The organism is Gillisella terrae (assembly GCF_004801395.1).
GTDB lineage: Bacteria > Pseudomonadota > Alphaproteobacteria > Rhizobiales > Rhizobiaceae > Allorhizobium > Allorhizobium terrae.
In genome coordinates, this window is record NZ_SSOA01000007.1 from 59,885 (window position 1) to 78,552 (window position 18,668).

An 18,668-nucleotide genomic window follows, 5' to 3' on the forward strand; every position below is an offset into this window, starting at 1 on the left:
TGCCGCTCGCTGCGTTGAGGCATCCTATTCCAGATCAGCAATCTTCCAGTAGAGCGAATCGGCGAGAACCGGCTCGTCCTGCGGGGCGGGCAGCATGGGCAGGTCGGGTCGCATCGTCGGATGGTGCTCTTCATCGGTTTGCGTGCGGGGCAGAGCCTTCTCGTCTATTGCCTCCGGGGCCTCATCGGCGCTGGCCTCATCCTCTTCGGATTGATCCTGATAGGGCTGTTGGTGGGCATCCTGTTGGGTTTCTTCGTCGCCAAGAGCATCAATCGCGTTAATGCTGATGTCACGCTCATCGGCAGGCGTTTGCTGGTTGGCAAGGTAATTGACCACCGGCACCGGCACCGCCAGCGGAAACATAATCTGTGCGGGTGCGGGAACAGGCACGGCTTGTGCGCCCGCCAGGGTCAACACAGCTTGCGCACGCATGGATGCATGCTCTCCCACCTGCTTTTCCGTCTCCGTGTCGCGGCTATCCGCCGTTTTGGGCTTCGCACTCTCAGCGTTTTGCGTAGCTTCTGGCCGGTTGACAAGCGCGCGCAATGCCGCAGCCTCAGCACTTTCATTGAGGTCAGTCGCTTGAAAAAACATCTGGCGAAACAGCGCAGCACCGCTCGACGCGCTATCTTTTTGCACGCTCTGGGGTGCCGGGAGTGGTGCTTCACTCCAGCCTTTCATTGAAAGGGCGGTGGCAATGGCCGCTTCCTTCTGGACCACGCGCTCATCCATCGCCGCGGCTGTTGTCTGGAGGCTGGCGTGTGGTGCGGATTTTTCCGTGTCTTTAGCAGTCTGCGCCAGATGGCCCGTCTCCGTTGCCGGATTTGCCGTCGATCGCGGCGCGGCTTCTGTGTTCGGCTGCGGCAATGCAGATCTGGACATGTCAGAGGGCAGTGGCACATCAGCACGTTTGGCCGTCAACAGAGATGGCTCTGGTGCGGCGGCGGGCGAGGATGAAAACGCCTGCGCCATCAATTGTCTGGCTTGTGGCGCATCCATGGGCTGGGTTGCTGCTGCTTTGAGAGGTGTTGCAGGTACTGAGGTCTCAGTCTGCTTATCATGCTGTGGGCCAGCGCTGGCTGGGGGACTGCCAAGATCCGGCATTTTTGCACCCAGCCCTTCTGCACCAGGCGCTTTTGCGCCCAATGCTTTTGGGCTTGTCCCGCTATTGGTATCTGGGGTGGCGCGAAGCGCCTCTGTCTCAGTGCTGTCGTTTGGCAAAGCTGACACTGAGATAAGCTGCCCGGTTTCTGTTTGGTAATCGGTCAGTGCGCCTGAAGACGCCTGTCTTAATGCTGCCGCCAGATTGGCAATTGCGGCCTCCTTGACCACCACACCTGCGACAGAGCCTTGTAAGGCCACGGTTATGGAGGTTTGAGGTGCGGTTGAGCGCGGCGCGCCTGCATTTGTCGCTTGCGTCTCCGCTGGCTTTGCGGGTTCACTTTGAGAATTTTGAGTGTAGGACGACACAACCGTCTGGGCTTTGAGGTTCTCGCGATTGCTGCGCTGAATTTCCATATAAGCGGATAACAACGCCGCCTCTGGCCCATCCTGATTTTTCAGCACTTGCAACAAAACCTGCACTTGCAGGCCCTTGAGCACCTGATTGAGCGTTCGTTGCAGTGCGGCCCGCTGGCCTTCATCCAGCTTGGTCAAGGCAGCCACAAAACGTGCCGCAAAGGCGGCATCGGCTTCATTGGGCTTGCGCTCAATGCCAATGGAAGCGCCAACCATATCGGCAATGGTCGCCATATCGGCCCGCACGGTGTCGCGGCTGCTGAGCAACAGATTGTTGATACGTCCGGCGATCGAAGAGCTGTTGTTTTGATCTGCGCGCACACCGGCATCCTGACCAGTGTTGCCCTGCGTATTGGGCAGGTGCGGAACATCTGCGGCGCTGTCAGCAACGGCGACAGCACTTCGCGATGTGGGTTGGACGGGAGGCAGCACGGCATACCCCTTTTCAGTTGCAGTTACGGCGCATCGTCTTTTACATCATATGGCGCGAGGAAGAAAACGATCAACAACCGGATAATCGAACAAACACTCTGTGTCGTGCGCCCGCCATTTTATCAATGCGCAAAGAGCACTTCTATCGTTTACAGCGCCTCTCACCAAATATGGCGCACAAAGGACGCTGTAGCACTTTCAAGCTGCTGCATAACTTTCTCCTTAAATCCACTCCGATTTAAGGAATTATGCAGTAGAGGGGGCCGGGCGTTGTAGCGATATTTGCCAACGCAATACCAAGGCCATTTTCAATAATTCCTACTGCAACTTGCACAATGTAGGGCGCACAGAGGACACTGTAACGCTTTTAATCTCCTGCATATGTCTTAAAGCGATTCCGATTTAAGGGGGTATGCTGGAGCGTCGCCTGTGAAAATGGGCCGCCACTGTGTCGAATCATCTGCGTTCACAGGATGATTAATCTTGGTTAATATTTCGTTAATTTGAGTTTGCAGCCCCGCTGCCGCCCCGTGCCCGCCGTAAGCTTCGGGTTGGCTTGGCCGTCTATGACGTGCATTTTGCATGCCATAATCAGACCTTTTGTCTGACTCAAACGCCCGGTGACACCATGAGCCGCACAAATCCGATTTTGAATACCGACAGCTATAAGCTTGGGCATTTTTTGCAATATCCCCCCGGCACGCAGGCATTAAGCGGCTACATTGCCACGCGCGGCACGTCCATGCGGCCTGAAATCGTGTTTTTCGGTCTCCAGGCATTTTTGAAGGAATATTTGTCGCAGCCGGTAACCGCCATCGACATTGCCGAGGCGCAGGATATTGCCGCTTTGCATGGCCAACCCTTTGATCGCACTGGTTGGCAGCATATTCTCAATGCCCATGGCGGCTTCTTGCCCTTGCGCATCGAGGCGATACCGGAAGGGTCTTTCATCCACCGCGGCGTGCCCATGGTGCAGGTGGTCAATACGGATCCTGCCTGCTTCTGGTTGACATCCTATATCGAAACCGCGTTGTTGCGGGCTGTCTGGTATCCATCGGCGGTGGCCAGTTCGCTGCGACATGTGAAGCAGACGCTGATCCCTTATTTAAAAAATACCTGCGATGACCCCGACAGCATGATTGCAACCCGCCTTGCCGATTATGGCGCGCGCGGAGCAACCAGCCTTGAGCAGGCCGGTCTTGGTGGGCTGGCAACGCTTTTGCATTTCGATAGCACCGATACGCTCGAAGCGATCGTCTATGCCCGGCGCTACTATGGGGCGAAAATGGCGGGCTTTTCTGTGCCAGCCTCCGAGCACACCACCATGATTGCCTGGCCGCAAAGCCAAGAAGAAGCGTCTTTTGCGCATATGGTCGATCAGTTTGGTGATTATCCCACCTATTCGGTGGTGTCTGATAGCTATGATGTTCGAAATGCTGTGGCGGAACTGTGGGGCAAGGCGCTGCAACAAAAAGTGCGCTCAAAGCCGGGCACTTTGATCGTGCGGCCTGACAGTGGCGATCCCATTGATGTGCCGGTGCAAACAGTGGCGCAGCTGGCCTATCATTTTGGCACCCGGTTGAATGCCAAGGGCTTTAAAGTGCTGGATGACAAGGTGCGGGTGTTGCAGGCCGACGGTGTGTCACTGCGCGATATCACCATGATTCTCGGGCGTCTGGAGGGATTGGGCTTTTCTGCCGAAAACATCACCTTTGGCATCGGTGCCTCTCAGTTGCAGAAAATCAACCGTTCCATCTATTCCTTCACCATGAAATGCACGGCATTGATGGATGAAACGGGTCGCTGGCGCGATATCTCCCGCCGGCCGGTGACCATGCATGAGCGGCTGCCCGAAGTTGGGCGGAGAGCGGTGGTGTTTGAAGCCAACGAATTTACATCCGTGCGGCTTGAAGAGCTTGGCAGGCGCGAAAATCACCTGCAACCCGTCTGGGAAAATGGAAATCTGCTCCGCGAATGCAGCTTTGATGAGGTGCGTCAGCGCGTTCGCACCAAGCATCGGCAGGATCTTTAAACCCAGAAAAGCGTCGCCCATACGGGCAGACGCATCCTATCAAACGGGATTAAACCGTTTCCGGCAGAAACATCCGGTAAAGGCCGTTCTCATCGGGGTTGAAAGTTGATGGCCGGTCGGCGGCAAAACCATTGTGGTCCTGGTTCGAGAGGGCGTCCAGCCAGCTTGAACGTGCCTTTGCCTGCGGCGTGGCCTCGGAAGAGGGCGCAGCATTGGCTGGCGCGGTGTCATAGAAGTCTTGAAACAAGGGCGGTGCCTTTACCGTGTCGCGCTGGGTCTGTGGTTTGGAAAACAACAGACCGATGTCTTTTGCATCATCATGCGCTGCACCTAAACGCACGGTTCGTTCATTTGAAATGCTCGTCAGAGACGAAGCAGCGTCGCTTGCACTTGCCGCAGAATCCATCATGGCCACATCGGTTGAGAAACACGGAATGATTCCGCATTTACAAAAACTTACATAGGTTGAAACAGGCGGTATGAACGACAAGACCAATGTCTTTTCGCTACAGCGTATCTCATCGGTTTCCTTTTGCGCAGCCAAGTATTTCAACACTCTGCTTCGCCTTTTGAACGCTACCGTCAAACCTTTAAGAAAATACTGCGTAAGTTCTTCAAAATGCGGTTTCTTGCTTATCCTGTTTGAAAGAAAATCGGCCTCGTGCTGCTCAGGAAGATCCGGGTACCGACTGGGGCAATCCATTCTGTTTTATGGTGAATTTGCCTTGAATGCTCAGTGGTTGTTCAGGAAAGCCAACCGTCTAGGCCCCCAAAATCCATGCCCAGAAAGTCACAGAAAAAACACCCAAAATTGTGGTGATGGTAATGGTGGAAGCGGCCAGCGCATGGCCAACACCAAACCGATTGGCAATCAGCCAGGCATTGACGCCGGTGGGAACCGACGAGGTCAGCACCATGGCTTTGGTCCATTCCGGTGACAGATGCAGAAGATGGCACGTCGTCCAAACCGTGAGGGGCAGCAAAAACAGCTTGAGCACCGATGTCGCGGCCGCAAGCCCCAGATTGCCGGTGACGTGATATTGCGTCAGCGCCATGCCCAGAGACATAAGGGCCGCAGGCCCGGCCATGGCGGTGATTTGCCTCAGAACGATGTCCAAAGGTCCGGGAACGGTGAGACCAACAGCGTGCACACAAAGGCCCGCCGCCACCCCGATGACCAGCGGATTGGTGATGAGGTTGCGCCCTATCTGTTTGAGAATGGCAAGAATGCCGCGCGTTTGGGTGCCTTTTTCCTTGGCATCAGCATTTTCCATCAACACGGTGCCAATCACCATCATAAGAGGCAGATGCACGGCAAGCAGGATAGAGAGCGCAACCAGCCCGTCATTGCCGACCATGTGGCTGACCAATGGCAAGCCAATGAACACATTGTTGGCAAAGGCTGAGGACACGCCAGCCAAAACGCCAATACGCGAGTCGCGACCAAAAACCGTGGTGGCAATCAGATGGCCGGTGGTCCAGGTAACGCCAACGCCGGCAAAATAGGCCGCCCAAAGGCGAAAGGGGGATGCGCCCTGAAAATCCGCATGGGCAATGGTGTAAAACATCAAAACCGGCACAGCCACCTTGAAGACAAATTCGCCGAGATCGGTTCCCATATTGGCATTGAGAAAACCGGAGCGAACCAAAGCCCAGCCAATAAAGATCAGCAGGAAAATTGGAATAACATTCAAGGCTATGTCATGCATGAAAAAGGCAGGCTTTCAATCGACTGGCAACGGGCGGGAAAATGCACCTGCTGTTAAACCATTGTTGTACGGTTCTCGCAATTGCAGCCCTTGCAAGGCCTGCCTTTTTTGATAGGCATGCAGCAGACAATCAGTCAGTGGAGCGCTTATGACCATCACCCTTTACGGCATTAAAAACTGTGACACGATGAAAAAAGCGCGCACATGGCTGGACGATCATGGTGTGGATTACACCTTCCACGATTACAAGGCCAAAGGCATTGACCGCGACAGCCTGCAAAGCTGGTGCACAAAGATGGGCTGGGAGATTGTTTTGAACCGGGCAGGCACCACGTTCAAGAAATTGCCAGAGGATCAGCGCGCAGATTTGAGCGAAGACAAGGCAATTACCCTGATGCTGGCGCAACCTTCCATGATCAAACGCCCCGTGCTGGACAAGGACGGCGCATTGCTGGTGGGCTTCAAACCGGAGCAATACAGCACTTTTTTTGCCGAATAAGGATGGATGATCATGTCCAAGTCGACCCGCGCAACATTGGCACTGGAGAAGGCCAAGGTCGCTTTCAGCGTTCACACCTATGACTATGATCCCAATGCCGAGCGCATCGGCCTTCAGGCCGCAGAAGCGATTGGCGAAGACCCTTGCCGGGTGCTGAAAACCCTGATGGCAGAGCTGGATGGCAAGCCGGTCTGCGTGGTTGTGCCCTCGGATCAGGAAGTCAGCATGAAAAAGCTGGCGGCAGCCTTCAGTGGCAAGCATGCGGCGATGATGAAGCCAGCCGCTGCCGAAAAGCTGACCGGCTTTGTGGTCGGCGGTATCAGCCCGTTTGGGCAAAAGAAGGCGGTGCCGACCGTGATTGAAATCTCCGCCATGAATGAACCGCATGTTTATATGAACGGTGGTCAGCGCGGATTGCAGGTGCGGCTGGAGCCTAAAGAGGCTTTGCGCGCACTGGGTGCCATTGCGGCTCCCGTTATTGCCTAATTTATACTCGCCGCCTTCAAATGTGCTTGCCCGCCTTCAAATATGCTTGAATGCGGCCTATCTGTTGAAAGACACCCATTATAACGTCAGGAATTGTCCAATGACCCTCCCCGATTTTGCGCATTCTATTGATCCGGTGAAGCTGGAAAAGCTGGCCGAAGTGGCTGTCAAGGTCGGTCTTGGGCTGCAACAGGGGCAGGATCTGGTGATAACGGCACCCATCAATGCATTGCCGCTGACACGCCAGATTACCAAACATGCCTATATGGCCGGGGCCGGTCTGGTCACCACATTTTATGCGGATGAAGAGGCAACGCTTGCCCGTTACGCTCACGCGCCGGATGCCAGCTTTGATCGGGCCAGTGATTGGCTGTATGAAGGCATGGCCAAAGCCTATGCCAATGGTGCGGCCCGGCTTGCTGTGTCTGGCGACAATCCCATGATGCTGGCCGGACAGGATTCCGCCAAGGTTGCCCGTGCCAACAAGGCCAATTCCATTGCCTATAAGCCTGCGCTGGAGCCGATTTCCAACTTCAACATCAATTGGAATATCTGCGCCTATCCCAACCCGTCCTGGGCCAAGCTGGTGTTTCCAGAGCTGCCGCTCGATGAGGCCGTGAAGAAACTGGCCGATGCGATTTTTGCAGCCTCGCGCGTTGATCAGGACGATCCCATTGCGGCCTGGGCTGCCCACAATGGTGAGCTTGCCAAGCGCTCGCGCTGGCTCAACGATGAGCGTTTTGAAGCTTTGCATTTTACCGGTCCCGGCACGGATTTGACGGTTGGTCTTGCCGATGGTCACGAATGGTTCGGTGGAGCATCGACCGCCAAGAATGGTGTGACCTGCAATCCCAACATCCCGACCGAAGAAGTGTTCACCACGCCGCATGCGCTGAAAGTGGAAGGAACGGTATCGTCCACCAAACCGCTGTCGCATCAGGGCACGTTGATCGACAATATTCAGGTGCGGTTTGAAGCGGGCCGGATTGTCGAGGCCAAGGCCTCAAAGGGTGAAGACGTGCTCTTGAAAGTGCTGGATACTGACGAAGGTGCACGGCGTCTGGGTGAGGTGGCTTTGGTGCCGCATTCGTCGCCAATCTCTGCCTCCGGCATTCTGTTTTACAACACCCTGTTTGATGAAAATGCCTCGTGCCACATTGCGCTTGGCCAATGCTATTCCAAATGCTTCCTCAATGGGGCCAAGCTGACACCAGAGCAGATCAAGGCGCAGGGCGGCAATTCCAGCCTTATTCATATTGACTGGATGATTGGCTCGAACAAGGTCGATATTGATGGTGTGCGGGCAGATGGCACAAAGGTGCCGGTGATGCGCAAGGGCGAATGGGCCTGAAAATAGCAAAGGGCCACAGCAGATGTGGCCCTCAGCTTATTGACAAACCTCTCGCTCGACGTTTCGTCACCCTCGGGCCTGTCCCGAGGGTCTGCCGTGGCTGGATAAGAAATTGACTTTGCTTATGAAATTAGCGTGGTTAGATGCTCGGCACAGGGCCGAGCATGACGTCGAGGATAAATTTAGGGTTTGTCAGCAGTCTGAGGGCCACAGCAGATGTGGCCCTTGATTTGCTAAACGATGGGATTTGCTCAGCTATGGGCAAAAATATCGGTGTCATCCCAGCCCAGAAGGTCAAGCTTGGCGCGAGTGGGCAGAAACTCGAAACAGGCCTTGGCGTGGTCCATGCGGCCATCGCGCAACAGGCGCTCGGTTAGCTTGTCGCGCAAGGCATGCAGATGCAGCACATCGGATGCCGCATATTCCAACTGGGCCTGACTCAGCTTTTCCGCCGCCCAATCTGATGATTGCTGGGCTTTGGAAATATCCACCTCCAGCATTTCTCTCAGATTGTCTTTCAAACCATGGCGATCGGTGTAGGTGCGGCTCAGGCGTGAGGCGATCTTGGTGCAAAACACTGGCGCACAGGTGACCCCAAAGGTGTAAAACAGCACGGCAATGTCAAAGCGGCCGTAATGGAAGATTTTCTCAACAGACGGATTGGCCAAAAGCCCAACCAGATTGGGCGCTTCCTTTTGCCCAGCTGCAATGCGGATCACATCAGCCGTGCCATCACCGGGTGAAAGCTGCACCACGCAGAGGCGGTCGCGGCGCGGAACAAGGCCAAGGGTTTCGGTGTCGATGGCAATTGCGCCGGTGTAGCGCGCGCAATCTTCTGCGCGAATATCCCCTTCATGATAGCGAATTTTGGCCGCCATATCTGTCTCCAAACATCAATATCGTGAGGCCCGCTATACTGGAAATGGTCGCAAAGAGATACCTGCTTTCTAAACCGACAGTCGTGGCTTGCTGACGGGGCCATCCTCGCGAAGCTCCGTATAGGCCAGCGTCTGGTCGAGATGCTCTGCCCTGAGCGCCAGAAGCTTTTCGGCATAGTGCAGCCGGGTGGCAAGATAGGCGGGGTCATCGGCCAGATTGATCATTTCGCCGGGATCGGCCTTCAGATCAAACAACAGCGGCGGCAAACCGGCAAAATGCACATATTTGAACTGATGATCGCGCACCACCGCCAGATTGCACTGGTTGGATTTCAGGCCCAAGGCCTCTTCCGGTTCGTTGGCGACCACATCGCGAAAATCAAACTCCCAAAAGGTGTGATCGCGCCAGTCTTTTGGCTGTTCGCCCGCCACAAATGGCAGCAGCGATGCGCCGTCCTGATGGTTCTTCGGCGTAATCTTCATCCGCTCCAAAAGCGTTGGCATGAGATCGGCAGAGGAGGTGAAATTTTCCACCACACGCCCTCTTGTGTTTGTGTGGGCGGGATCTCTGATCACCAAGGGAATATGATAGCTGCCATCATAAGCGCCACCTTTGCCCATCATCCAGTGATCGCCCATCATCTCGGCGTGGTCGGAGGTAAACACAATCACGGTGTTGTCCCAGTCACCACTTTGTTTCAGCGCATCGGTGATACGGCCAAACTGGGCATCCACTTCGGCGATCATGCCGTAATAAACGGCACGTATGGCATTAAAGTCTTCCAAACGCCAATCGCAGACGCGGCCTTGCGCGCCATAGACGAAGGATGATTGCGAAAGCTGGCGCAAAAACAGCGCCGCCAGCGGATGCACGGCTATTTCCTCTTCCACCGTCGCCTGGCGCATCAGTTTTGCGATATTCCCCGGATCAAACATCCGGTTATAGGGCTCTGGCACGCAAAAGGGCGGGTGCGGTCGCAAAAAGGAGATGTGCGCAAACCATGGACGGCTTTGCTCTTCAAGCCAGTTTAGAAAGGCTTCGGTCAAAAAGGCGGTCTGGGTTTCTTCTGCGCTGTAGCCCGGCGGTTCACGGCTGGGTGTTGTTATCGATGGGTCTGCTGCGGGCCGGTGAATGTCGCGGGTGGGTCTGTCGCTGCCCCGGCGGGCTTTCAGCCAACTCAGCCATTGCCGGTCATCTTCCAGCAGCAATTGCCCCACGCTAAAGCCCGGCAACACACCTTCATAGCTGCTCAGATGCGGATCGGCAGGATCCAATGATCGCGGATCCGGCGACACGTCGGTGTAGCCAAACAAGGTTGGATCATAGCCTGCGCGGCGCGCAGCCAGGGCAATCGTGTCAAACCGCGCATCCAAGGGCGAGCCATTGCGGCAAACACGATGGTTCATCTGGTAAAGCCCGGTATAGATCGAGGCCCGCGCTGGCGAACAGGGAGCTGCATTGGCAAAATGCTTGCGAAACAAGGTGCCGTCTTTGGCCAAAGCATCGATATGAGGGGTGCGAACCACCTCATGTCCTACAGCAGAGAGGCAATCTCCGCGCCACTGATCTGCGGTGATCAGCAATATATTGGGCGCGCGGTTATTCTTCATCAGTCCTCACTCCCATTACAGCGCCTCTCACCATATATGGCGCACAAAGGACGCTGTAACACATTTAATCTGCCGCATAATTTTCTCCTTAAATCCACTCCGATTTAAGGAATTATGCAGTCGGCATTGCTGTTTTCTATGGCAAACCTACAGAAAGTCGAGCCGATCTGCCATTTACTGTTTTTGGGTGTTTTATTGTCGATATGCATGAAAACAGAGCGAGTTTGCTGAAATTCTCGCCAATTTCGCGTGGAATTTTGCAATTTCAGCCGTTGATCCTCGGCTTTTAGGGGGTAAACCCGATGCTCATTCGTGGTGAGGAATTTGAGCTATGCATTTCATGCATTGCTGCATTGCGGCATCAGGAATATTCAAACGAAAAAAATGCGCTATATTCAAATCATCGAAGCGACGCACTCCTCCTCCCAGTGTCGCTTTGAGGGGATCGGCAATACTCCTCCTCCTCCCAATTGCCGATCAAGTTCAAGAGCTCGACGCATCCTCCTCCCGCGTCGAGCTCTTTTCTATTTTAGCTCCTTCCTTAAAAATCCAATGCTCGGGTGCAATGATACCCCGGATTTAAGCTTGATCGCCTGCGCGATACAGCGCCTCTCACCCTATATGGCGCACAAGAGACGCTGTAACACTTTAAATCTGCGGCATAATTTTCACCTTAAATCGATTCCGATGTAAGGAATTACGCAGTAGATCTTTTGACGCTGGCTTTCCTGAGCGATATACCGCCCGCATTGCGTATCAGTGGGAGCCGATTTTCGGCATGGTGCTCTATAGCGGGGAGATCGCCTTTATGGCTGCAAAATTCGGAACGAGTGGCCTGCGTGGTTTGTCAACTGAGCTTGTTGGCAGTGTATCGGCGATGCATGCCACAGCTTTTGCGCAGATGCTGTTGACCAAAGGGTATCTACGCCCTGGTGCGCGGGTGCTGATCGGGCAGGATTTTCGCCCCTCCAGCCCTGAGATTGCCGCCAATTGTATGGCAGCTCTTGGGCGTGCTGGCCTTACCCCGGTGGATTGCGGTGCCTTGCCCACACCGGCCCTTGCGCTCTATGGCATGAGCATCGGTGCGGCCTCTTTGATGATCACCGGCTCGCATATTCCAGCCGATCGCAATGGCATTAAATTCTATCGCCCCGATGGTGAAATCGACAAGGCGGACGAGATTGCCATTACCGAGCTTGCTGCCGCTCTGAGCAATGATGCCTCCGCCAACCGCGTTGAGCATGGCACGGCAGAAGACGACAGCGCGCGCGCCGCAAGCCTGTTTATCGAGCGCTACACCCGCTTGCTGCCAGATCATGCCTTGGCGGGTTTGAAAATCGGAGTCTATCAGCACAGCAGCGTGGGTCGCGATATGCTGGTGACCATGCTGGAAGGCTATGGTGCTGAGGTTTTGGCGCTGGGACGCTCCGAGATCTTCGTTCCCGTGGACACCGAGGCGGTTTCCCCTGAGACCTGTGAAAAAATGAGCGCCTGGGCCAGGGAGTTCGGCCTTGACGCGATCGTCTCGACCGATGGTGATGCCGACCGGCCCTTGGTGGCCGATGAGCATGGTGCACCCCTGCGCGGTGATCTGCTGGGGTTGATCACGGCCCAGTTTTTGAAGGCAGAGGTCATTGCAACGCCGGTGACATCCAATTCCGGGATAGAGGCGATCAGCGGTGCCGATGTGACCCGCACACGGGTGGGCTCACCCTATGTGATTGCGGCCATGGATGACGCTTTGCAGGCGGGCAAAAGCAATGTCATGGGCTTTGAAGCCAACGGCGGGGTCATGCTGGCCTCGGATTTTTCAATCAATGGCACAGTGCTTGCAGCCCTGCCGACACGCGATTGCATGCTGCCCATTCTGGCCGCACTTTTTGCGGCTGCCAGCACCAAAACACCTTTGTCTGCGGTGGTCACACGCTACGCGCTGCCGGTGGCCCTGTCAGACCGTATCGAAAATTTTGCCCAAGATCGCAGCAGCGCGCTGATGGCGCATCTTCGCGCCTCAGACAATAACCTCAGCGCGTTTCTTGGCTCCATTGGCACGCTCAAAGCCAAAAGCGATATTGATGGCCTTCGGGTCACCTTGGGCGATAACCGGGTCATTCACTTTCGCCCCTCGGGCAATGCACCCGAAATGCGTTGCTATGTCGAGGCAGCGGATCAGACAGCTGCGGAAAGCTTGATGCACCAAGGGCTGTCAGTCTTATCAAACTGGCAAGCGTGAGAGCCCGATCTTTCTGCTCTTTCATATCTGCTGCATAAGTCCTGAAATCGATTTCGATTGCCGGGTTTATGCAGTATGCCTTTTTGCCGGATACAATGATCTCGCAGTTTTGAGAGGATAACCCATGGACCGCGCCCACGACCCCAGTGAGCTTGAAATGGTTGTGCTGATGACGCCAGACATGGCGAATTTTTCTGGCAAGGTGCATGGCGGCGCGCTGTTGAACCTTCTGGATCGCGTGGCCTATTCCTGCGCCTCGCGGTTTTCCCAGCAATATGCCGTGACGCTCTCGGTGGATCAGGTGGTGTTTCGCCAGCCCATCCATGTGGGCGAATTGGTCACCTTTCGCGCATCCATCAATTACGCAGGCCGTACCTCGATGGAAGTGGGCATTCGGGTGGAGGCGGAAGAAATTCGCACCGGCGAGCGCCGCCACACCAATTCCTGTTATTTCACCATGGTGGCGGTCGATGCCAATGGCAAACCAACCGCTGTACCGGCGCTCAGCCTCCACACTGATGCAAAGAAGCGCAGAGAAAAAGCGGCGATTCATCGACGCGAATTGCGCCACGAATTCCAGGCGCGCTTCGAAGAGGTGAAGTCCGCGAGTCAGGAATAGCAAGCAATCGGTGCGAAAACACAAAGATATAAAATCGCGCCACTGTTTTGTCTCTTTGATGGGCTGAACAGTGACGGCAAAGGCGTGACGCAAGCAGTGGAGAGTGGGCATGGCAAATCTTGTGGTTGAAGGCGGTTATCCCGTCAGTGGTACGGTGCGGCCTTCCGGCAACAAGAATGCCGTGCTGCCGATGCTGTGCGCGACATTGCTGAGCGAAGATGAGGTGACGTTGCAGAACGTGCCCGACATCAGCGATATCGATAAGCTGCTGGCCTATTTCGAGAGCAAGGGGTCGCGTTTTTCTCGGGATCGTGATGCGCAAACGCTGACCATTCAGCACGATTTTCAAGCCTTTGCCACCAATGAGGCCGAGCTGCCGTTTGGCATTCGCGCCGCCGTGCTGTTGCTGGCACCGGCCATGGTGCGCAGTGGCAATCTGCATTTTGACACCGAAGCCAAGGGCTGTGCTTTGGGTGTGCGCGAAATCGATCCGCATCTGGACATCTTGCAGCGTTTCGGCTGCCGCATGACGGCGCGCCATCCGTGCCATATGGAAGCGGTGGGGCCAGTGACGGCTGCAAAAATCTGGGCGGATTACGCCTCTGTGACCGCGACAGAAACCTTCATCATGATGGCCAGCGTGGCAAAGGGCGTGTCTGTGCTCAACAATGCGGCGTCCGAGCCGCATGTGCAGGCGCTGTGCGAGATGCTGGTGGCCATGGGCGCAAAGATTGATGGGATCGGCACATCGCGCCTGACGGTAACGGGGGTTGAGCGCCTGTGCGGCACAACGGCCCGCGTGCCTGATGATCACCATGAGGTTGCGACCTTTTTGGCCATTGGTGGTGTCACGGGCGGACGCTTACGGGTGGAATCAGGCATTGGCGAGCATATGGAGCTGATCTTGCGCCAGTTCAGCAAGCTTGGTCTGGAGTTTGAGGTGGAGGAGGAGGCCATCACGGTGACCGGCTGGACGCGCAAGATTACCGAGCCTTTCACCACCGAGTTGCTTCCCAAGATCGAGGCAGCCCCTTGGCCCTATTTTCCAGCCGATCTTTTGCCGCAAGCCATCGGTGTGGCGGTCGGCTGTGAAGGCGACATTATGTTCTGGAACAAGGTCTATGAAGGTGCCTTGGGCTGGACGGGTGAATTGTTGAAATTTGGCGCGCGCGTTCATTTGTCCGATCCGCACCGGCTTGTGGTGTTTGGCAACAACCAGCTGCGTCCGGCGGTGGTCGAAGCACCCTATATCATTCGCGTGGTTGTGGCGTTGTTAGTGGCGGCGGTGCAGGTCAAGGGTGTGACCCGTATTCAGAACGCCGATCCGCTGCGCCGCGCCTATCCGCATTTTGTGGAAAAGCTCACGGCCCTTGGTGCCAAAGTCCACTGGGAGTAAAGCGCACGCCTGCAAAATGCGTCAGATGAGTGAGGCAGGGGCGCGGTTTTCGACCCGCTCCCTGGCGCTATAATAGCCTAAATTAACTGCATAATTCCTTAAATCGAAAGCGATTTAAGGAATTATGCAGTAACGAGGTCGTCGGCTTTGAAAGCGCGATTGCGGCCACTTCTCTTGGCGTTATAAAGCGCTGTATCTGCTTTTTTCAGCAGATCTTCGAATGTGTTGCCGGGCAAAGTGACGGTGGCGACACCAAGACTTGCCGTAACCACCTTGCCCTGACCAAGGCCGCTGTGGGGAATGCACAGCGCCTCAATGGCGGCGCGGATGATTTCTGCAATTTCCAGCCCTGCCGCCTCATCGGCATCATCGATCAGCACCAGAATTTCTTCCCCGCCAAAGCGAAACACATGACCATCATTGCCGATCATCTTGGCAATCGACTGGCTGACCTTGCGCAGGCATTCATCGCCGTGGATATGACCATGAATATCATTGAATGCCTTGAAGTGGTCGATATCCAGCAGGATGGCACAGATGGTGGATGGCGTGTCACTGGACCATAGGTCGTCACTGATGCGCGACAGGCTATGGCGATTGAGCAGGCCGGTCAGGCCATCCTGCTCGGATTTGAGGATCAGTTGCTGGTGCAGAAGTGAACTTTTCAGCCGGTGGAGAAAGTTCATCCGGTCGGTATGCTCGAGATAATAGGCGCCAGCCCCAAGGAAAACGGCTGTGCTGAGGACGAGAGAGGCAATGCTGAGATAAACGCCAGAATCAAACGCGCCGGTCAGTTTCATCGTGATGAGGTGAATGGCTGACAGAAGTATCAGCCCGATAACGCCAATGAAAAAGCGTGGGCGCAGCACGATGATAAAAAACAGAAAGGCTGCGGTATTGGCATTCTGGTAAGCATAGAGATCATGGCTGCGGCTGAAAATCACCGTGGTCATGGGCAAAAGTGTCGAAAAAACCGCCACACCAATGGCCAGCAGATCGTAACTCAACGCCGTCGGGTGGCGGTGAAGAAAATAAAGTCCGACAACGACCAACGGCGTAAAAACGCAGACGCGGACGAAGAGCAATTGTTTAAAAACATCGCCCGCCAAGGCTGCATCGCCAAACAGCATGAGGTTGTAAACGATTGTGCCGACAACAGCCCAGCCCAGCACCAGCTTCATGCGGTTTGCAGCATAATCGACCAGATACGCGCTCTCAATCTTTGGAGAAAATCGCATCAGCAGAAATCCTCGGCGGACTTGCCGATCAACATCCTCGACTGTGATATTCTGCATTATAAAGCGCCCATTTTACTATGGAATATATCATAATCCGATAAAGCTTGATCAATTTATAAAACATACATGCTCTTTCGAGCATATTCTATTTAAAATCAGCGCTGGTCTACAAAAATTCGATTCTAATTGTGTCGCTTTAAAAAGAATCACAGAATCTCGGATGGTTTGTTTTTTGTGAAAACCGCAATGGTAAGTTGTTTTTTTATTAAATTTCCTGAAATGCTGGATATTGCCGCTCCAAAATCAAATTCCACTGATGTCATCATCATTGTTTTGGTGGTTTTTCATTGTTTCATGATTATTTGCATGAAGGATCGCTCAGGAAGACCAAATTTCCTGTAATATTGAATGAAGTTGCGGTTTTATTAAATACTTTTAAATAAAAGAACATTATGAATATCTAATCTAGCGTTGAAAGGCGGCATCATGCCACCTCACGTTGGGGGCGGCCAACGCATCACCTCATTCTTGATTTGCGATTCCCGCAAAAGTGGAAAAGTGATGGGTTGCACATGTCGCTCACATCTATCAGGTTGCCCGACAATGATCTGCGCGGGACAGGCCTCGAAGAAACGTCATCTTTGCGCAGGAGCGTTACGTGAAGCACATATCTATCATTGGAAAATTTCTCATCATTATGGCCTGCTTCGGGATTTTTTCCCTTGGAATGTCGCTCTATTCCGCCAAGCAGATCGCCAATATTGATAGCGGCTACAGTGCACTGCTGGATCAAGAATCAACAGCGGCCTTGTATCTGGCGCGTTCAAACCGCAGTCTTCAGGGTGCCCGTGCGGCTATTGGTGATTTGATGATGTCACGTTCACAAGAGTTGAACGACCGCGCGGAAAAAGAATTGAAGAGTATGATCGACAATTTCGCCCTCTACATGGACAAAGTGATGGCAGCCCTTCCAGGGCGCAAGGATTTGGCCGATATAAAAGCGGAGGGTCTTAAAATCCTGTCGAATACGTGTAGCCCCGCTATAGCGGCTGGCCGCGCATCCACAAACGAGCAAGAGATCAGCGCATCGCAACAGCTGTTTTTGCAGCAGTGTCAGCCAGCTTTCGCGGTCCTTTCACCAAAGTTTACCGCTGTGACGACTGACATTGTCGATTCGGCCTCGAAAGAGAGCGATACGTTGACAGCAATCTCAAACAACACTGTATGGACCACGTTGAGTGCCGTTGTCATCGGTCTGTTTGCGGTTTTGTTGTTCGGTTTTGTTGCCATCCGTGCCTGGCTTGTGAAACCCATTCAGTCCATGGCCGAGACCATGAAAGTGCTGGCCAATGGCAATCTCTCTGTTGCTGTTGAGGGTGCTGATCGCCGCGATGAAGTGGGCAATATGGCTCAGGCCGTGCAAGTTTTCAAAGACAACGGATTGCGCGCCCGCCAATTGGAGCAGGAAGCTGAGAAAACACGCAGTTTGAGCGAAGCCGAGCGCGAGCGTGTCGCACAGGCTGACCGCCAACGGGCAGAAGAAATGGCGCAGGCAACATCGGGTCTCGCCGAAGGGCTGAAGCATCTCTCGAAAGGTGATCTCACCTTCCGGCTGAGCCAGCCGTTTGCGTCTGATTTTGAGGCCCTGCGGGCTGATTTCAACGCCACTGTGAGCCAGCTTGCCGAGAGCCTGCGCGCCGTTGCCGATGCCACGGGCTCAATTGATGGCGGTGCTCGCGAGATCAGCCGGAGCGCCGAGGATCTGTCAAAGCGCACCGAACAGCAGGCTGCGTCTTTGGAAGAAACAGCGGCGGCCCTGGACCAAATCACCACCAATGTGTCCAATTCGTCGAAGCGTACGGAAGAGGCGCGCCACATTGCCATAGAGGCCAACAAATCGGCACGGCGCTCGGGCGAGGTCGTTTCCAATGCCGTGACGGCGATGCAGCGCATCGAGCAGTCATCCAACCAGATTTCCAACATCATTGGCGTGATTGACGAGATTGCCTTCCAGACCAACCTGCTGGCCTTGAATGCAGGCGTTGAAGCGGCCCGCGCCGGCGAGGCAGGCAAGGGCTTTGCCGTTGTCGCGCAAGAGGTGCGTGAGCTCGCCCAGCGGTCGGCGCAAGCCGCAAAAGAGATCAAGGATCTCATCCGCAATTCTGGCGAAGAGGTCAGCGCCGGGGTGAAGCTCGTGCAGGAAACCGGTGATGCTCTGAAGCATATTGAGGAACAGGTGGTTGTCATCAACAACCAGCTTGATGCAATTGCCACATCGGCCAAAGAGCAGTCGGTTGGTTTGGCGGAAGTGAACACAGCCGTGAACCAGATGGATCAGGTCACCCAGCAAAATGCGGCGATGGTGGAAGAATCAACCGCGGCCAGCGCCAGCCTGGCCTCTGAAGTGAACCGTTTGCGCGACATTATCTCCGAGTTCCGCCTTGGTACGGCGGCTGCCGTTTCATCGGGACACCGGCCTGTGACGGGCAAACCGGAAGCTGCACGCTCAGATCACAAACCCGTGCCATCAGCGGCCCGGCGGATGATTGCCAAGGTGGCAGGTGCCGTCGGTCTTGGTGGCGGAGCCACGGCTGCATCCGCCGACAATTGGCAGGAGTTCTGACCAAATCGGTTATTGACCAAAAAAGGGGCGGTGATGAACCGCC

At 54.8% G+C, this 18,668-nt stretch carries 14 protein-coding genes; 8 read left to right on the top strand and 6 right to left on the bottom strand.

The genetic code is table 11. The features are described 5' to 3' along the window. Positions 1 to 24: 24 nt before the first annotated feature. Positions 25 to 1,950 carry a hypothetical protein gene (locus tag E6C51_RS13710; RefSeq protein ID WP_190236382.1) on the bottom strand — a complete coding sequence of 642 codons (1,926 nt, stop codon included), beginning with the start codon at positions 1,948 to 1,950 and terminating at the stop codon, positions 25 to 27. 628 nt (positions 1,951 to 2,578) lie between these two features. Here E6C51_RS13710 and E6C51_RS13715 point away from each other — a divergent pair. Next, the gene (locus E6C51_RS13715) at positions 2,579 to 3,982 is read left to right on the top strand and encodes a nicotinate phosphoribosyltransferase (RefSeq protein WP_190236383.1); all 1,404 of its coding nucleotides are present in this window, start codon (positions 2,579 to 2,581) and stop codon (positions 3,980 to 3,982) included. 49 nt (positions 3,983 to 4,031) lie between these two features. On the opposite strand, the gene E6C51_RS13720 is transcribed toward E6C51_RS13715, so the two are convergent. Both E6C51_RS13720 and E6C51_RS13725 read right to left on the bottom strand, forming a co-directional pair. After that, positions 4,032 to 4,685: a hypothetical protein gene (locus tag E6C51_RS13720; RefSeq protein WP_190236384.1), complete on the bottom strand. Its 654-nt coding sequence runs from the start codon at positions 4,683 to 4,685 to the stop codon at positions 4,032 to 4,034. A 58-nt stretch (positions 4,686 to 4,743) separates the two neighbouring features. Next, positions 4,744 to 5,691 carry an AEC family transporter gene (locus E6C51_RS13725; RefSeq protein WP_190236385.1) on the bottom strand — a complete coding sequence of 316 codons (948 nt, stop codon included), beginning with the start codon at positions 5,689 to 5,691 and terminating at the stop codon, positions 4,744 to 4,746. 148 nt (positions 5,692 to 5,839) lie between these two features. Between E6C51_RS13725 and E6C51_RS13730 the strand changes: the two genes are divergently transcribed. The 3 genes from E6C51_RS13730 to E6C51_RS13740 all read left to right on the top strand — a co-directional run bounded on the left by E6C51_RS13730 (position 5,840) and on the right by E6C51_RS13740 (position 8,027). Continuing rightward, positions 5,840 to 6,190 (top strand): ArsC family reductase, encoded by a 351-nt coding sequence (locus E6C51_RS13730; RefSeq protein ID WP_190236386.1) that lies wholly within the window; start codon positions 5,840 to 5,842, stop codon positions 6,188 to 6,190. A 12-nt stretch (positions 6,191 to 6,202) separates the two neighbouring features. Beyond that, entirely contained in the window at positions 6,203 to 6,676 is a 474-nt protein-coding gene (ybaK, locus tag E6C51_RS13735; protein ID WP_146932520.1) for a Cys-tRNA(Pro) deacylase, read from the top strand. Between the two features lie 100 nt (positions 6,677 to 6,776). Next, positions 6,777 to 8,027, top strand: a complete 1,251-nt coding sequence (locus E6C51_RS13740; RefSeq protein WP_190236387.1) for an aminopeptidase — start codon at positions 6,777 to 6,779, stop codon at positions 8,025 to 8,027. 251 nt (positions 8,028 to 8,278) lie between these two features. Here the strand turns inward: E6C51_RS13740 and E6C51_RS13745 are convergent, their stop codons facing one another. Both E6C51_RS13745 and E6C51_RS13750 read right to left on the bottom strand, forming a co-directional pair. Beyond that, positions 8,279 to 8,905, bottom strand: a complete 627-nt coding sequence (locus E6C51_RS13745) for a ribonuclease D (RefSeq protein ID WP_190236388.1) — start codon at positions 8,903 to 8,905, stop codon at positions 8,279 to 8,281. A gap of 69 nt (positions 8,906 to 8,974) precedes the next feature. Then, the gene (locus E6C51_RS13750; RefSeq protein ID WP_190236389.1) at positions 8,975 to 10,516 is read right to left on the bottom strand and encodes an alkaline phosphatase family protein; all 1,542 of its coding nucleotides are present in this window, start codon (positions 10,514 to 10,516) and stop codon (positions 8,975 to 8,977) included. 808 nt (positions 10,517 to 11,324) lie between these two features. Between E6C51_RS13750 and E6C51_RS13755 the strand changes: the two genes are divergently transcribed. From E6C51_RS13755 to E6C51_RS13765, 3 genes are all read left to right on the top strand, one after another. Continuing rightward, positions 11,325 to 12,749 carry a phosphomannomutase gene (locus tag E6C51_RS13755; RefSeq protein WP_190236390.1) on the top strand — a complete coding sequence of 475 codons (1,425 nt, stop codon included), beginning with the start codon at positions 11,325 to 11,327 and terminating at the stop codon, positions 12,747 to 12,749. Between the two features lie 124 nt (positions 12,750 to 12,873). Then, positions 12,874 to 13,368, top strand: a complete 495-nt coding sequence (locus tag E6C51_RS13760; RefSeq protein WP_146932510.1) for an acyl-CoA thioesterase — start codon at positions 12,874 to 12,876, stop codon at positions 13,366 to 13,368. 109 nt (positions 13,369 to 13,477) lie between these two features. Next, positions 13,478 to 14,764: a UDP-N-acetylglucosamine 1-carboxyvinyltransferase gene (locus tag E6C51_RS13765; RefSeq protein ID WP_190236391.1), complete on the top strand. Its 1,287-nt coding sequence runs from the start codon at positions 13,478 to 13,480 to the stop codon at positions 14,762 to 14,764. A 122-nt stretch (positions 14,765 to 14,886) separates the two neighbouring features. Here the strand turns inward: E6C51_RS13765 and E6C51_RS13770 are convergent, their stop codons facing one another. Then, entirely contained in the window at positions 14,887 to 16,002 is a 1,116-nt protein-coding gene (locus E6C51_RS13770) for a GGDEF domain-containing protein (RefSeq protein WP_230987305.1), read from the bottom strand. A 658-nt stretch (positions 16,003 to 16,660) separates the two neighbouring features. Between E6C51_RS13770 and E6C51_RS13775 the strand changes: the two genes are divergently transcribed. Then, positions 16,661 to 18,625 (top strand): methyl-accepting chemotaxis protein, encoded by a 1,965-nt coding sequence (locus tag E6C51_RS13775; protein WP_190236393.1) that lies wholly within the window; start codon positions 16,661 to 16,663, stop codon positions 18,623 to 18,625. Positions 18,626 to 18,668: the final 43 nt, after the last annotated feature.

Bases quoted from the DNA above. Each gene is read 5' to 3' on its own strand.
- E6C51_RS13715 (WP_190236383.1), top strand. From the start codon at position 2,579: ATGAGCCGCACAAATCCGATTTTGAATACCGACAGCTATAAGCTTGGG.
- E6C51_RS13720 (WP_190236384.1), bottom strand. From the start codon at position 4,685: ATGGATTGCCCCAGTCGGTACCCGGATCTTCCTGAGCAGCACGAGGCC.
- E6C51_RS13725 (WP_190236385.1), bottom strand. From the start codon at position 5,691: ATGCATGACATAGCCTTGAATGTTATTCCAATTTTCCTGCTGATCTTT.
- E6C51_RS13730 (WP_190236386.1), top strand. From the start codon at position 5,840: ATGACCATCACCCTTTACGGCATTAAAAACTGTGACACGATGAAAAAA.
- ybaK (WP_146932520.1), top strand. From the start codon at position 6,203: ATGTCCAAGTCGACCCGCGCAACATTGGCACTGGAGAAGGCCAAGGTC.
- E6C51_RS13740 (WP_190236387.1), top strand. From the start codon at position 6,777: ATGACCCTCCCCGATTTTGCGCATTCTATTGATCCGGTGAAGCTGGAA.
- E6C51_RS13745 (WP_190236388.1), bottom strand. From the start codon at position 8,905: ATGGCGGCCAAAATTCGCTATCATGAAGGGGATATTCGCGCAGAAGAT.
- E6C51_RS13750 (WP_190236389.1), bottom strand. From the start codon at position 10,516: ATGAAGAATAACCGCGCGCCCAATATATTGCTGATCACCGCAGATCAG.
- E6C51_RS13755 (WP_190236390.1), top strand. From the start codon at position 11,325: ATGGCTGCAAAATTCGGAACGAGTGGCCTGCGTGGTTTGTCAACTGAG.
- E6C51_RS13760 (WP_146932510.1), top strand. From the start codon at position 12,874: ATGGACCGCGCCCACGACCCCAGTGAGCTTGAAATGGTTGTGCTGATG.
- E6C51_RS13765 (WP_190236391.1), top strand. From the start codon at position 13,478: ATGGCAAATCTTGTGGTTGAAGGCGGTTATCCCGTCAGTGGTACGGTG.
- E6C51_RS13770 (WP_230987305.1), bottom strand. From the start codon at position 16,002: ATGCGATTTTCTCCAAAGATTGAGAGCGCGTATCTGGTCGATTATGCT.